This window comes from Paraburkholderia fungorum (assembly GCF_003610895.1).
GTDB lineage: Bacteria > Pseudomonadota > Gammaproteobacteria > Burkholderiales > Burkholderiaceae > Paraburkholderia > Paraburkholderia fungorum_B.
The window spans coordinates 225,535-240,287 of record NZ_MCAS01000069.1 but is presented as its reverse complement, the minus strand read 5'-3'; the positions used below and the strand labels follow the sequence as shown (position 1 = coordinate 240,287).

Here is a 14,753-nt window from a genome sequence, read left to right as displayed (position 1 = left end):
GGCGGTTGCGGCCCCGTTTTGCTCTTGTGTAGCGCCCTGTAATCACTTTCCAATGGCGAGGTCAGATGGCAGGCAGCAGCGGCATCATCCACTACCTGGAAACCGGTGACGCGATCACGCATGGCGTCGCGTATGTGCTGCTGGCTATGTCGATTGCAAGCTGGTGCTTTCTGATCGTCAAAAGCTGGGTTCTCTCGCGTGCCAGGCGCCAGGCCACGCCGGCGATTGCGCAGTTCTGGCAGGCGTCGACGTTGTCGGACGGCGTCGCGGCAATGAAGCGGGTGGACCGCGAGCGCGTGTTTACGCCGCTCGCTGAAGCTGCCCTGCACGCGGCTGAAGTCGATATTCCCGGTGCGCTGCTTGCTCGTGTCGAGCGCAGCGAGCGCGTGTTGCGCGCGCTGCGTCAGGCGCTCAATGCGTCGCAACGGCGGCTCGAGTTCGGCCAGGTGCTGCTGGCCTCAGTGGGCAGCACGGCGCCGTTCGTCGGCTTGCTCGGCACGGTTTGGGGCATCTATCACGCGCTCGGCAGCATTGCGGCGAGCGGTCAGGCGCAGATCGAAAACGTGGCGGGCCCGGTCGGCGAGGCGCTGATCATGACGGCCTTCGGCCTCGTGGTCGCGATTCCGGCGGTGCTCGCCTATAACGTCTTCGGGCGCCTCGTGCGCCAGTTGACCGAAGACCTCGACGGCTTCGCGCACGATCTGCACGCCTATGTGTGCGCGCCGACGGATCAGCCAAAGCCTCAGCCCCAGCCAGCACAGGCACGGATCTACTAAGCGCGGCGCCGCGGCGAGAGAAGGAGGCGACATGGCATTCGGCGGACTCGAGAAAAAGCAGACGGCCGCGCCGATGGCCGAGATCAACATGACGCCGTTGATCGACGTGATGCTCGTGCTGCTGGTGATTTTTATCATTACCGCGCCTTTATTCACGCACGCGATCCGGCTCGACTTACCCAAAGTCGCGGCAGCGCCCGCGCGGCAAACACCGCAAACCGTTTCGCTTTCAATCGATGCCGCCGGCAAGCTGTACTGGAACGGCACCGTCATCACGTTGCAGCAGATGCGCGCGCGCTTCGTGGAGGCGGGCAAACAGACTGATCAGCCTGAGATTCAATTGCGCGCCGAGCGCTCCACGCGTTATGAGGTGATCGCGCAGGTCATGGGCGCGGCGCAGCAGGCCGGACTCGAGCGGATCGGCTTCGTAACCGATCCGCCGCCGCCGGGCGCGAACCAGTAGCATCATTGCCGTTGCTGCCGGGTGTGAGCCAGCGGGCTCGTTAGTCGGGTCGTTAGTCACGCCCTCGCCGGGAATGAGCGCCAGGGTAGCCAGCCGCGTAAGGCCGCATCGGCCACAATCCGGCCGAGCCCCGTCGCGCCCGCGCACCACGCCACGCGGCGCACCCGTCCGCGGACGGTATAATCAGCCCTTTCCCCCGCAGAAGGGGAAACGACGCCATTTCATCCAGCAGAGCACCAGGACGGCCGGTGCGAAAGCACCGAACCCAGCGATTCCATCACACCATGCACGAAAAATACGTTCCCTCCGACGTCGAAGCCGCCGCGCAAGGGCAATGGCGCGCCATCGACGCGTACAAGACGTCGGAAACCACCGACAAGCCCAAGTTCTATTGCGTCTCGATGCTGCCGTACCCGTCGGGCAAGCTGCACATGGGGCACGTTCGGAACTACACGATCAACGACGTGATGTACCGCTATCTGCGGATGAACGGCTACAACGTGCTGATGCCGATGGGCTGGGACGCGTTCGGCATGCCTGCGGAAAACGCCGCGATGGCCAACAACGTGCCGCCCGCGCAGTGGACCTACGACAACATCGCTTACATGAAGAAGCAGATGCAGTCGATGGGTCTCGCGATCGACTGGTCGCGCGAAGTCGCAACCTGCAGCCCCGATTACTACAAGTGGAACCAGTGGCTGTTCCTGAAGATGCTCGAAAAGGGCATCGCGTACAAGAAAACCGGCACCGTCAATTGGGACCCGGTCGATCAGACTGTGCTCGCCAACGAGCAGGTGATCGACGGCCGCGGCTGGCGCTCGGGCGCGCTGATCGAAAAGCGCGAAATCCCGATGTACTACATGCGTATCACGCAATACGCGGATGAACTGCTGAACGACCTCGAAGGCCTCGGCTGGCCCGAGCGCGTCAAGATCATGCAGCAGAACTGGATCGGCAAGAGCTTCGGCGTGAACTTCGGTTTCCCGTACGAGATCGACGGTGAACAGAAGCTGCTGCGTGTGTTCACCACGCGCGCCGACACGATCATGGGCGTGACCTTCTGCGCGGTCGCCGCCGAGCATCCGCTCGCCACGCGCCTCGCCAAAGACAAGCCGGAATTGCAAGCCTTCATCGAAGAATGCAAGCGCGGCGGTGTGGCTGAAGCCGACGTCGCGACGATGGAAAAGAAGGGCATGGCCACCGGCTTCTACGTCACGCATCCGCTGACGCAGGAACAGGTCGAAGTGTGGATCGGCAACTACGTGCTGATGAGCTACGGCGAAGGCGCGGTGATGGGCGTGCCGGCGCACGACGAGCGCGACTTCGCGTTCGTGAAGAAATACAACCTGCCGATCAAACAGGTGGTGGCGGTTGAAGGCAAGGAATACTCAACCGATGCCTGGCAAGAATGGTACGGCGACAAGACCGGCACGCTGATCAACAGCGGCAAGTACGACGGTCTCACCTACGAGCAGGCAGTCGACCAGATCGCCGCCGATCTGAAAGAACTCGGCCTCGGCGATAAACAGATCACGTGGCGTCTGCGTGATTGGGGCGTGTCGCGCCAGCGTTATTGGGGCACGCCGATTCCGATCATCCACTGCCCGACCTGCGGCGACGTGCCGGTGCCGGAAAAGGATCTGCCGGTTGTGCTGCCGGAAGACCTCGTGCCGGACGGCACGGGCAATCCGCTCGCGAAATCCGAAGCGTTTGTGAACTGCACGTGCCCAACCTGCGGCGGTGCGGCCAAACGCGAAACCGACACGATGGACACCTTCGTCGATTCGTCCTGGTACTTCTATCGCTATGCGGCGCCGGACGCGAAGACCATGGTCGACGAGCGCACCGACTACTGGGCGCCGATGGATCAGTATATCGGCGGCATCGAGCACGCGATCCTGCACCTCTTGTATTCGCGCTTCTGGGCGAAGGTGATGCGCGACATGGGCCTGATCAACTTCGGCGAGCCGGCCAGGAATCTGCTCACGCAGGGCATGGTGCTCAACGAAACCTACTACCGCGAAAGCGAAGCGGGTAAGAAGACTTGGTACAACCCGGCCGACGTCACTGTCTCGTTCGACGACAAGGGCCGCCCGGTCGGCGCCGTGTTGAACGCGGACGGCCAGCCGGTGGTGCTCGGCGGCGTCGAGAAGATGTCGAAGTCGAAGAACAACGGCGTCGATCCGCAATTGCTGATCGATCAGCACGGCGCGGACACCGCGCGTCTGTTCGTGATGTTCGCCGCACCGCCCGAGCAGCAGCTCGAATGGTCCGGTTCGGGCGTGGAAGGCGCGAGCCGCTTCCTGCGCCGCGTGTGGAGCTTCGGTCATGCGAATGAAGCTGCGCTGCGCGCCGGCGGCAAATTCGACGCCGCGCAACTCGGCGAAGTCGACAAGGTGCTGCGCCGCGAAATCTACAGCGTGCTGAAGCAGGCCGATTTCGACTACCAGCGCTTGCAATACAACACGGTCGTGTCGGCGGCGATGAAGATGCTCAACGCGCTCGACAGCGCGAAGGGCGCACAACCGGCGGTGCTGCGCGAGACGTACAGCGTGATGCTGCGCGTGCTGTACCCGGTGGTGCCGCATCAAACGTTCCAGTTGTGGCAGGAACTCGGTTACGCCGACGAATTCGGCTCGCTGCTCGACGCCGCTTGGCCGAAGGTCGATGAACAGGCGCTGGAACAGGCCGAAATCGAACTCGTGCTGCAAGTGAATGGCAAGGTGCGTGGCGCGCTCACGGTGGCGAAAGATGCGACACGTGAAGCGATCGAAAAGCTCGCCGCCGCTCATGAGGCGGTCGAGAAGTTCAGCGAAGGCAAGGCGCCGAAGAAGATCGTCGTGGTGCCGGGCCGTCTCGTGAACGTGGTCGTTTGACAGCCCACCGGAACATGACAGCAGGCAGGACGTCGCCGTACGAGGCGGCGCTTGCTTGCGTCGCGGAATCTACTGCGAACCAGGAGCCAATGTGACTCGCAGATCGTTATTGACGCTGGCGTGCAGCGTGCTGATGTTGTCCGCCTGCGGCTTCCAGCTGCGCGGCCAGCAGGACTACGCATTCAAACGACTCTATATCTCCGGCGGTTCGGCAGCGGCCGGCGCGCGGCTGACCCGCCTTGTGCAAGGTGGCAGCGACACGGTGGTGGTCACGTCCGTCGCGAATGCCGACGCAACCTTGCAGATTACCGAAGGCCGCGGCGTCAATACGCTCACGCTGAACTCGCTGGGTGTCGTCGAAGAATATGCAATGAATCTCTCGATGACCTACACGCTGGTCGGCAAGGACGGCACGGTGCTGATCCCGCCGAGCGTGATTGCGCTGAACCGCGCGATGACCTATAGCGACCAGTACTCACAGGCCAAGGCAGCTGAAGCCGACATTCTCTTCGCAGATATGGAAAGCGACGCGATCGACCAGTTGACGCGCCGTCTGTCGCTGGTGCGCTCGCTGCATCCGGCGCCGGGTCAGCAAGTGCCGTCGGTTGCGCCGCGCGCACCGTTGCCGCCGCCGCCGCTGTGAGCAGCGCGCTGTGTCTTCGTTCAGCTTGCTGCACGTGTTTGGGCACGCGCGCATGTGTTCGCGCATGTACTCGCTTAACCTCGCCGATCGGTAGCCATGCAACTGCGACTTGACGCGCTCGAAGCGCATCTCGCCAAGGGACTCGCCGGACTGTACGTCGTGTACGGCGACGAGCATCTGCTTGCGCAGGAAGCGTGCGACCGGATTCGTGGCGCGGCGCGCGCGGCTGGTTTCACCGATCGCTCGGTGTTCACCGTCGAGCGTGGTTTCGACTGGAGTTCGCTGCTGGGCGCGAGTCAATCGATGTCGCTGTTCGGCGATCGTCAACTGGTCGAATTGCGCATTCCATCGGGCAAGCCCGGCAAGGAAGGCGCGGATGCGTTAAAAGCGCTCGCCGCTGCCGTGAATGACGACGTGCTGACGATGATCACCCTGCCGCGGCTCGATGCCGCCACGCAAAAGTCGGCGTGGTTCACCGCGCTGTCCGATGCCGGCGTGGCGCTGAAAATCGATCCGGTGGAGCGCGCGCAGTTGCCGAATTGGGTCGGGCAACGGCTCGCGGCTCAGGGCCAGCGGGTGGCCGCAGGCGAGGAAGGGCGGCGCGCGCTGGCGTTCATCGCCGAGCGTGTCGAAGGCAACCTGCTCGCGGCGCATCAGGAAATTCAGAAGCTCGGGCTGCTGTATCCGGCCGGCTCGTTGAGCTTCGAACAGATTCAGGACGCTGTGCTGAACGTCGCCCGTTATGACGTTTTCAAGCTGAACGAGGCGATGTTGGCGGGCGATGTCGGCCGTTTATCACGCATGCTCGACGGCCTGCGCGGAGAAGGCGAGGCCGCGGTGCTGGTGCTGTGGGCGGTTGTCGAAGAAGTGCGGACGCTGTTGCGGATCAAGCGCGGCGTTGCGGCCGGCAAACCCCTCGCGATGCTGGTGCGCGAGAACCGTGTGTGGGGGCCGCGTGAGCGGCTGATCGGACCGGCGCTGTCGCGTGTCACCGAAGGCACGCTTGAGAAGGCGCTCGCCTTGGCGGCGCGCCTGGATCGGCAGGTGAAGGGGTTGTCGGGCGGCACGCCGGGCAATCATCGCAACGACCCGCCGCCCAATCCGTGGGATGGTCTGTTCGAACTGGCGATGACGGTGGCTTCGCCGAAAGCAGCGCCCGTGCCGCCGCCACGACCTCGGGTAGGGTCCGGCGCGCCGATTCGAAGGCCGGGCTGAGGAGCATAGCTTGCGGTGGCGGCTTCGCGCGGCGGAATAGATGGGGACGCCGGGATGTAAGTCTCTCCGCGAGTATCGCCAGCAGGTTTCGCGTTCGCGACGGTCACTTTGCGCATCAACGCGTACCGTGTGGATCCTGCGTCCAGTGCCGATCCGATAGACCGGCCCACGGCCGCATTTTCGAGCGACGTCACTGGGCGGAGCCAGAAAACCCTGGACTTGCCGAGGGCGCCGGGCCAAGCAAAGCGCCGTCACCCGACTTACAATCGTTTCATCTTTCGCTAATTCTGCCTGTCCGCAACACCTCGATGTGCGCGGCACCACGAGAATCACTATGGATATCGACCAGTACATGACCGACCTCGGCCGCCGCGCCCGTCACGCTTCGCGTGCGATGGCGCGGGCGTCGACGGCGGCGAAGAACGCCGCGCTTGTCGCAGTCGCTCACGCGATCGAACGCGACGCTGCGTTGCTGAAGGAAGCCAATGCGCGTGACGTCGCCCGTGCGCGTGAGAAAGGCCTCGACGCCGCTTTCATCGACCGCTTGACGCTGTCCGACAAGGCGCTGAAGACGATGGTCGAAGGCTTGCGCCAGGTCGCCGCGCTGGCGGATCCGATTGGCGAGATCAGCAATCTCAAGTACCGGCCTAGCGGCATTCAGGTCGGCCAGATGCGCGTGCCGCTCGGCGTGATCGGCATCATCTACGAATCGCGTCCGAATGTAACGATCGACGCCGCCGCGCTGTGCCTCAAATCCGGCAACGCGACGATTCTGCGGGGCGGCTCGGAAGCGCTCGAATGCAATACGGCTTTGGCAAAGCTGATCGGCGAGGGTCTGGAAACCGCCGGCTTGCCGCAGGACGCGGTGCAGGTGGTCGGTACCGCCGACCGAGCGGCCGTGGGTGTGCTGATCACCATGACGGAATACGTCGACGTGATTGTGCCGCGCGGCGGCAAGAGCCTGATCGCGCGTCTGATGGAAGAAGCGCGCGTGCCGATGATCAAGCACCTCGACGGCATCTGCCACGTATATGTCGACGACCGTGCGGACCTGAGCAAGGCGCTGACTGTTTGCGACAACGCGAAGACGCACCGCTACGGCACCTGCAACACGATGGAAACATTGCTGGTGGCACGCGGCATTGCCAACGAAGTGCTGCCGCCTTTGGGCAAGCTGTATCGCGACAAGCAAGTCGAATTGCGCGTGGATGCAGATGCGCGCGCCGTGTTGGCTGACGCCGGCGTCGCCCCGCTCGTCGATGCCACCGAAGAAGACTGGCGCACCGAGTATCTCGCGCCGGTGCTGGCGATCAAGGTGGTCGACGATCTCGACGCCGCGATCGACCACATCAACACATATAGCTCGAAGCACACCGACGCGATCGTCACCGAAGACCATGACCGGGCGATGCGCTTCCTGCGCGAAGTGGATTCTGCGAGCGTGATGGTCAACGCATCGACGCGTTTCGCAGATGGCTTCGAATTCGGCCTGGGCGCGGAGATCGGCATCTCCAACGACAAGTTGCATGCGCGAGGACCGGTTGGGCTGGAAGGATTGACGTCGCTGAAGTACGTCGTGCTCGGACATGGTGAAGGCCGGCAATAAAGCGCAGTTGGCCGCGTGCGTGGTCGCGGTTGCTGGAATAAGCGCCGTGGTCTGCGCGTTTAATCGCGAACACCGCTGGGAAATGTGGCCGGCTACGTCTTTTCATTACGAATGCGCCGCCACGGGCGCTGATTTCCACGATACAAGTCGCAAGGACCATTGATGCTTTGGGTAAAGACGTTTCACATCGTTCTGGTTGCTTCCTGGTTTGCCGGTTTGTTCTATCTGCCGCGCATCTTCGTCAATCTGGCAATGGAGACGGAACCCGCGGCCACCGCGCGATTGTTGACGATGGCGCGCAAGCTGTTCCGCTTCATGACGTTTATCGCGGTGCCGGCGCTGGCGTGTGGACTGTGGTTGTGGCTCGCGGTGGGCATCGGACGCGGACAGGGCTGGATTCACGCGAAGGTGGGCGTGGTAGTGCTGCTGATCATCTATCACGCGTATTGCGGTGTATTGCTGCGGACTTTCGAGCGCGGCGAGAACCGTCGCACGGACAAGTGGTACCGCATGTTCAATGAATTGCCGGTGCTGGGGATGCTGGCCGCAGTGGCATTGGTGGTGATCAAGCCGTTTTAATGAATAGGAATTTTCCTATTTACTGTTTTATTTTGATAATAATTATTCGCGCGCCATTGGGTTTGGTGCGCGATATTCATTTATATAAGCGAATTTTTTTAAGTTTTGGCTGTTAAATAGCCGTTTGTCTCATTTCGATCTCTTCGGGTCGCTTTCTTGCCGATCCGACTTTCACCAGCACCGAACGGTGTCTTGGTAGTCTTCCCAATCTGAACATCGATTCAGCAGCTTCGCCCGACATCCATTGTACGGGCAATGTCATCCATTGCGCTCGCCTGTATGTGTTTTGTCGTAGTTGATGTCGTATTAAATCTCGCCTCGCGTGAGAAAACTCATGATGGATGATTTCATTTAAGAATCGTCCTATTAAGTATAAAAATTCGTAAATTTATAGTGACTTCATCCCAGAAGGATTAATGGGATGGTCCGAAAATATCGAATTGGCCGGCCCTGATTTCCATCCTTCTGCTACCGACTGACGCGCGCAAGTCTCTTGAAACACCTCGCGCCGCACAGAACCAGCTACCCGATATCCAGAAGGATGAAATCATGAACAAGTCATACAAGAGCGTATGGAACGAAACCACCGGGACCTACGTGGCCGCGTCTGAAACGGCCAGGAGCCGCGGTAAGTCGAGCCGCAACCAGAAGGTTCTGGTCGCTGCGCTTCTGGCGGCTGGGGTGGGATTCGGCACAGCGGTGAAGTCTGAGGCGGCTGCGACGCCCAACTCTTTTGCTGCGGGCGTTTTGGGCACCGACTCGAGCAACTCGGCGTGCATTTCCTCTGCGGACGGCGCGCAGGTCAGCACGGGTGTGGATTGCGCCTCCAGCAGCGACGCGCAGCAGGCAGGGGTTGTTTCCTACGACGCGAATGGCAACGCGGGTGCGTATTTCACGGTGACCGATTCCAACACTGCTCACGTGGGAGCGGGCGGCGCCGACCAGTTGCTGATTACGAACAATGGGTTGTTCGTGTTAAACGCTCTCGACATGGGCAGCAATAAAATCAGCAACCTGGCAGCGGGTACGGCGGCGACTGATGCGGCCAATTTTGGTCAGTTGACGGCTACGGCGCAAAGCATTGCGGCTGCGTTAGGCGGCGGTGCAAGCGTGGATGCGAGCGGTCGTGTGACCACGCCGACTTACACCATTAGTGGGATGTCCTATCACGACGTCGGCAGTGCGCTGGGAGGTCTGCAAGACTCCATCAACGGTATTGCTGGAACCAGCAAATTCGTCGCTACCCTGTATGGTTCGGGCAGTGCCGCATCCGTGTGGTCGGGGAGCAATGCGCTTGCCGTGGGTCCGAGCGCTGTTGCGGGCGGCAACTACGCCAACGCCTTCGGCGCCAGTGCGACAGCGAGCGCGGGTTCTGCGACAGCCGTAGGTGCGAATGCGTTGGCTTCGGGGGGTAACTCTACCTCGATCGGTTATATGTCAACAGCCAACGGGGTTAACGCCATAGGCATGGGCTATTCCGTTACCGCCGCGGGAGCGTCTTCGGTCGGCATTGGCGTTCGCGCGAACGTTGGGAGCAATGGCGTCAGTTCAACCGCATTGGGCTACGGAGCGAGCGTCAATGTATCGAACGCAGTCGCGCTAGGTGCCAATTCGGTGGCGACCCGCGCCAACACCGTCTCCGTGGGTGCGGTTGGCTCGGAACGGCAAGTTGTCAACGTAACGGCGGGTACGCAATCGACCGATGCGGTCAACTATGGTCAGTTGCAAGCAGCGGGTTTGAAGGTCGATTCAAGCGGTATCGCAACGAATGCGTTCGTCGCCTACGACGACACGACCAAAGCCACGGCGACCTTGGGCGGTGCGTCGGGCACGACGCTGAAGAATGTGGGGGCAGGCACGCTGTCCGCCTTGAGCACTGACGCGGTGAACGGTTCGCAGTTGTACGCGACGAACCAGAGCGTGGCGCAGAACACCAGTGACATCGCAACGAATGCGGGCAATATCGCCCAAAACACCAGTGATATTGCCCAGAACACGAGTGACATCGCGAAGAACACAGGCGACATTACGACGAACGCAAGCGACATCGCCCAGAACACGAGCGATATCGCAAAGAACGCAGGCGACATCACGAATATCGATTCGCGCATGACGGACGTTGAAGGCTCGGTGAGCACTATTACGAACCAGATCAACAGCGGCGAACTGGGTCTGGTGCAACAGGACCAGGTCTCACGCAACCTGACGGTTGGTGCGGCGACGGACGGCGTGCAGATCAGCATGGCGGGCACGGCGGGCAACCGCGTGGTGACGGGTGTGGCAGCGGGTGCGGTGAACGCGTCGAGTGTCGATGCGGTGAATGGTTCACAGTTGTATGCGACGAACCAGAGCGTGGTGCAGAACACCAGCGACATCAGCTCGATCAACTCGCAGATCGCGGGCCTGGGCGGTGGCGTGTCAGGTGCGGTGGCGTATGACTCGTCCGCGCACGACAAGGTGACGTTCGCCGGCATTTCGGGCACGACGCTGACCAACGTAGCGGCCGGTGACGTATCCGCATCAAGCATGGACGCGGTGAACGGTTCGCAGCTCTACACGACGAACCAGAATGTGGCGCAGAACACCGGTGACATTGCGAAGAGCGCGAGCGACATCGCCCAGAACACCAGTGACATTGCAACGAACGCCGGCAACATCGCCCAGAACACGAGCGATATTGCGAAGAACGCAGGCGACATCACGAATATCGATTCGCGCGTGACGGACGTTGAGGGCTCGGTGAGCACTATCACGAGCCAGATCAGCAACGGCGAACTGGGTCTGGTGCAACAGGATCAGGGCTCACGCAATCTGACGGTTGGCGCGGCGACGGACGGCGTGCAGATCAGCATGGCGGGCACGGCGGGCAACCGCGTGGTGACGGGTGTGGCAGCGGGTGCGGTGAGCGCATCGAGCGTCGACGCGGTGAACGGCTCACAACTGTATGCAACGAACCAGAGCGTGGCGCAGAACACCAGCGACATCGCAACGAACGCCGGCAATATCACCCAGAACACGAGCGATATCGCGAAGAATACCAGCGACATCAGCACGATTAACTCGCAGATCGCGGGCCTGGGCGGTGGTGTGTCAGGTGCGGTGGCATATGACTCGTCCGCGCACGACAAGGTGACGTTGGCCGGTACTTCGGGCACCACGCTGACCAACGTGGCGGCCGGCGACGTATCCGTATCAAGCATGGATGCGGTGAACGGTTCACAACTGTACGCGACGAACCAGAGCGTGACGCAGAACACTAGCGACATTGCGAAGAGCGCGAGCGACATCGCCCAGAACACCAGTGACATTGCAACGAACGCTGGCAATATCGCCCAGAACACAAGCGATATTGCAAAGAACGCTGGCGACATCACGAATATCGATTCGCGCGTGACGGACGTTGAAGGCTCGGTGAGCACTATCACGAACCAGATCAACAGCGGCGAACTGGGCCTGGTGCAACAGGACCAGGTCTCACGCAACCTGACGGTTGGCGCGGCGACGGACGGCGTGCAGATCAGCATGGCGGGCACGGCGGGCAACCGCGTGGTGACGGGTGTGGCAGCGGGTGCAGTGAACGCGTCGAGCGTCGATGCGGTGAACGGCTCACAACTGTATGCAACGAACCAGAGCGTGGCGCAGAACACCAGCGACATCGCAACGAACACCGGCAATATCGCCCAGAACACGAGCGACATCGCGAAGAACGCAGGTGACATCGCTCACAACACGAGCGATATCGCGAAGAACACCAGCGACATCAGCACAATCAACTCGCAGATCGCGAGCCTGGGCGGTGGTGTGTCAGGTGCCGTGGCATATGACTCGTCTGCGCACGACAAGGTGACGTTGGCCGGCATTTCGGGCACGACGCTGACCAACGTGGCGGCGGGTGATGTATCCGCATCAAGCGCGGACGCGGTGAACGGTTCACAACTGTATGCGACGAACCAGAGCGTGGCGCAGAACACTAGCGACATTGCGAAGAGCGCGAGCGACATCGCCCAGAACACCAGTGACATCGCAACGAACGCCGGCAACATCGCCCAGAACATGAGCGATATTGCGAAGAACGCAGGCGACATCACGAATATCGATTCGCGAGTGACGAACGTTGAGGGCTCGGTGAGCACTATCACGAACCAGATCAACAGCGGCGAACTGGGCCTGGTGCAACAGGACCAGGTCTCACGCAACCTGACGGTTGGCGCGGCGACGGACGGCGTGCAGATCAGCATGGCGGGCACGGCGGGCAACCGCGTGGTGACGGGTGTGGCAGCGGGTGCGGTGAGCGCATCGAGCGTCGACGCGGTGAATGGTTCACAGTTGTATGCGACGAACCAGAACGTGGCGCAGAACACCAGTGACATTGCAACGAACGCCGGCAACATCGCCCAGAACACCAGCGATATTGCGCAGAACACGAGCGACATCGCGAAGAGCGCGGGTGACATCGCCCAGAACACGAGCGATATTGCAAAGAACGCAGGCGACATCACGGATATCGATTCACGTGTGACGAACGTTGAAGGCTCGGTGAGCAATATCACGAACCAGATCAACAACGGCGAACTGGGCCTGGTGCAGCAGGACCAAAGCTCGCGCAACCTGACGGTTGGTGCGGCGACGGACGGCGTGCAGATCAGCATGGCGGGCACGGCGGGCAACCGCGTGGTGACGGGTGTGGCAGCGGGTGCGGTGAGCGCATCGAGCGTCGACGCGGTGAACGGCTCACAACTGTATGCAACGAACCAGAGCGTGGCGCAGAACACCAGCGACATCGCAACGAACGCCGGCAATATCGCGCAGAACACGAGCGACATCGCACAGAACACCGGCGATATTGCGAAGAACGCGAGCGACATCGCGACGAACGCTGGCGACATTGCGAAGAACACGAGTGACATCGCCCAGAACACGAGCGACATCGCGCAAAACACCAGCGACATCGCGCAAAACACCAGCGACATCGCCCAAAACACGACCAACATTACGAACCTCGACACGCGTGTCACGAATGTCGAAGGCTCCGTAACCGATCTGACGAACCAGATCAACTCGGGCGTCGTGGGTCTGGTGCAGCAGGATCAGACAACGGGTGCCGTAACGGTCGCCAGCAACACGGGCGGCTTGAGCGTCGACTTCACGGGTACCGCGGGTGCGCGTGAACTGCTCGGTGTGGCGGCAGGCACGACGAACACCTCGGCGGTCAACCTTGGCCAGTTGAGCCCGGTCGTGTCGTCGCTTGGCGGCGGCGCGCAGGTCAACGCCGACGGCTCGGTCACCGGTCCGACCTACCACGTGCAGGGCGGCACGCAGAATACGGTCGGCGGTGCGCTCGATACGCTCGACACCGGTCTGACGTCGCTGCAGACGCAGATCAGCAACGGCTCTATCGGGATCGTCACGCAGGATGCGACTTCGCGCGACCTGCTGGTCGGCGGTGCGACGGACGGGGTGCGGGTCAACATGGCAGGCACGGCGGGCAATCGTGTCGTGACGGGTGTCGCGGCGGGTGCGGTTGGTGCAGCGAGCGTCGACGCGGTGAACGGTTCGCAGTTGTACGCGAACGCAGCCAGCACGGCGGCAGCGCTCGGCGGCGGTTCGAGCGTCAACGCGGACGGCACGGTCTCGGCGCCTAGCTACAGTGTGGGCGGTACGACCGTAAACAACGTCGGCGCGGCCATCACCAATATCGACGGCCGGGTCACGCAGAACACCTCGGACATCGCCAGCTTGCAGAGCACGGTCGGCACCATGAGCGGTTCGGTGGCCAATGCGGTGTCGTATGACTCGTCGGCGCACAATCAGGTAACCCTCGGAGGCTCGACGGGTGCACCGGCTGTCAAGCTGACCAACCTTCAGGATGGCGAACTGTCGGCAACCAGCACCGATGCAGTGACCGGCGCGCAGTTGTGGAATACCAACCAGCAACTGTCCGATCTCACACAGTCGGTGCAGAACCAGCAGCAGACCGGCAACGCCTCAATGTCGATCAACACGGGCGGTCAGCCGGCGGCAGCAGCGACGGGCAACAACGCGGTCGCAATGGGTGGCGGCTCGCAGGCGAGCGGCGATAACTCGGTGGCGATCGGTTCGGGTTCGGTGGCGGATCAGGCGAATACCGTGTCGGTCGGCTCGCAAGGCAACGAGCGCCGGATCACCAACGTCGCGAACGGCACGGCGCCGACAGATGCGGTGAACGTCAGGCAGATGCAGTCGGCCATTGGCGAGACCGCGCGTGCTGCTTACAGCGGTGTCGCAGCCGCCACCGCGCTGACGATGATTCCGGAAGTCGATCCGGGCAAGACGCTGGCAATCGGCGTGGCCGGTGGCAGCTACAAGGGCTACCAAGCCGCCGCGGTGGGCGCATCCGCTCGTATCACGCAGAACCTGAAGGTCAAGATCGGGGCGGGTATCAGCGGCAGCGAAACGACTGTCGGTGCCGGTGCGTCGTATCAGTGGTAAGTGTTTGATGTGGTGACAGGCGGCGCAGTTTGGCCGCTTTCTGTGAGCTGGGTCTAGGCAGTTAGCAGTGCAAGTGGAACGGGCTCCCTTCGGTGAACTGAAGGGAGCCCGTTTCGTTTGTGCCTTT

General features: G+C 61.9%; 8 protein-coding genes. All 8 read left to right on the top strand.

What is annotated here, in order from left to right; genetic code table 11:
- The first annotated feature begins 65 nt into the window (after positions 1–65).
- The 8 genes from BCY88_RS39330 to BCY88_RS39290 all read left to right on the top strand — a co-directional run bounded on the left by BCY88_RS39330 (position 66) and on the right by BCY88_RS39290 (position 14,626).
- Positions 66–776 carry a MotA/TolQ/ExbB proton channel family protein gene (locus tag BCY88_RS39330; protein ID WP_120349452.1) on the top strand — a complete coding sequence of 237 codons (711 nt, stop codon included), beginning with the start codon at positions 66–68 and terminating at the stop codon, positions 774–776.
- 31 nt (positions 777–807) lie between these two features.
- Positions 808–1,239, top strand: a complete 432-nt coding sequence (locus BCY88_RS39325; protein WP_120349451.1) for an ExbD/TolR family protein — start codon at positions 808–810, stop codon at positions 1,237–1,239.
- Positions 1,240–1,523: 284 nt separating this feature from the next.
- The gene (gene leuS / locus BCY88_RS39320) at positions 1,524–4,115 is read left to right on the top strand and encodes a leucine--tRNA ligase (RefSeq protein WP_120349450.1); all 2,592 of its coding nucleotides are present in this window, start codon (positions 1,524–1,526) and stop codon (positions 4,113–4,115) included.
- Between the two features lie 91 nt (positions 4,116–4,206).
- Entirely contained in the window at positions 4,207–4,758 is a 552-nt protein-coding gene (locus BCY88_RS39315) for an LPS-assembly lipoprotein LptE (protein ID WP_120349449.1), read from the top strand.
- 96 nt (positions 4,759–4,854) lie between these two features.
- Complete coding sequence (gene holA, locus BCY88_RS39310) at positions 4,855–5,973, top strand: DNA polymerase III subunit delta (protein ID WP_120349448.1); 1,119 nt, start codon at positions 4,855–4,857, stop codon at positions 5,971–5,973.
- 334 nt (positions 5,974–6,307) lie between these two features.
- Positions 6,308–7,579, top strand: coding sequence for a glutamate-5-semialdehyde dehydrogenase (locus BCY88_RS39305; protein ID WP_120349447.1), 1,272 nt, complete (start codon positions 6,308–6,310; stop codon positions 7,577–7,579).
- Positions 7,580–7,741: 162 nt separating this feature from the next.
- Complete coding sequence (locus BCY88_RS39295) at positions 7,742–8,158, top strand: CopD family protein (RefSeq protein ID WP_120349445.1); 417 nt, start codon at positions 7,742–7,744, stop codon at positions 8,156–8,158.
- Between the two features lie 549 nt (positions 8,159–8,707).
- Positions 8,708–14,626: a YadA-like family protein gene (locus BCY88_RS39290; RefSeq protein ID WP_120349444.1), complete on the top strand. Its 5,919-nt coding sequence runs from the start codon at positions 8,708–8,710 to the stop codon at positions 14,624–14,626.
- Positions 14,627–14,753 lie beyond the last annotated feature (127 nt).

Bases quoted from the DNA above. Each gene is read 5' to 3' on its own strand.
- BCY88_RS39330 (WP_120349452.1), top strand. From the start codon at position 66: ATGGCAGGCAGCAGCGGCATCATCCACTACCTGGAAACCGGTGACGCG.
- BCY88_RS39325 (WP_120349451.1), top strand. From the start codon at position 808: ATGGCATTCGGCGGACTCGAGAAAAAGCAGACGGCCGCGCCGATGGCC.
- leuS (WP_120349450.1), top strand. From the start codon at position 1,524: ATGCACGAAAAATACGTTCCCTCCGACGTCGAAGCCGCCGCGCAAGGG.
- holA (WP_120349448.1), top strand. From the start codon at position 4,855: ATGCAACTGCGACTTGACGCGCTCGAAGCGCATCTCGCCAAGGGACTC.
- BCY88_RS39305 (WP_120349447.1), top strand. From the start codon at position 6,308: ATGGATATCGACCAGTACATGACCGACCTCGGCCGCCGCGCCCGTCAC.
- BCY88_RS39295 (WP_120349445.1), top strand. From the start codon at position 7,742: ATGCTTTGGGTAAAGACGTTTCACATCGTTCTGGTTGCTTCCTGGTTT.
- BCY88_RS39290 (WP_120349444.1), top strand. From the start codon at position 8,708: ATGAACAAGTCATACAAGAGCGTATGGAACGAAACCACCGGGACCTAC.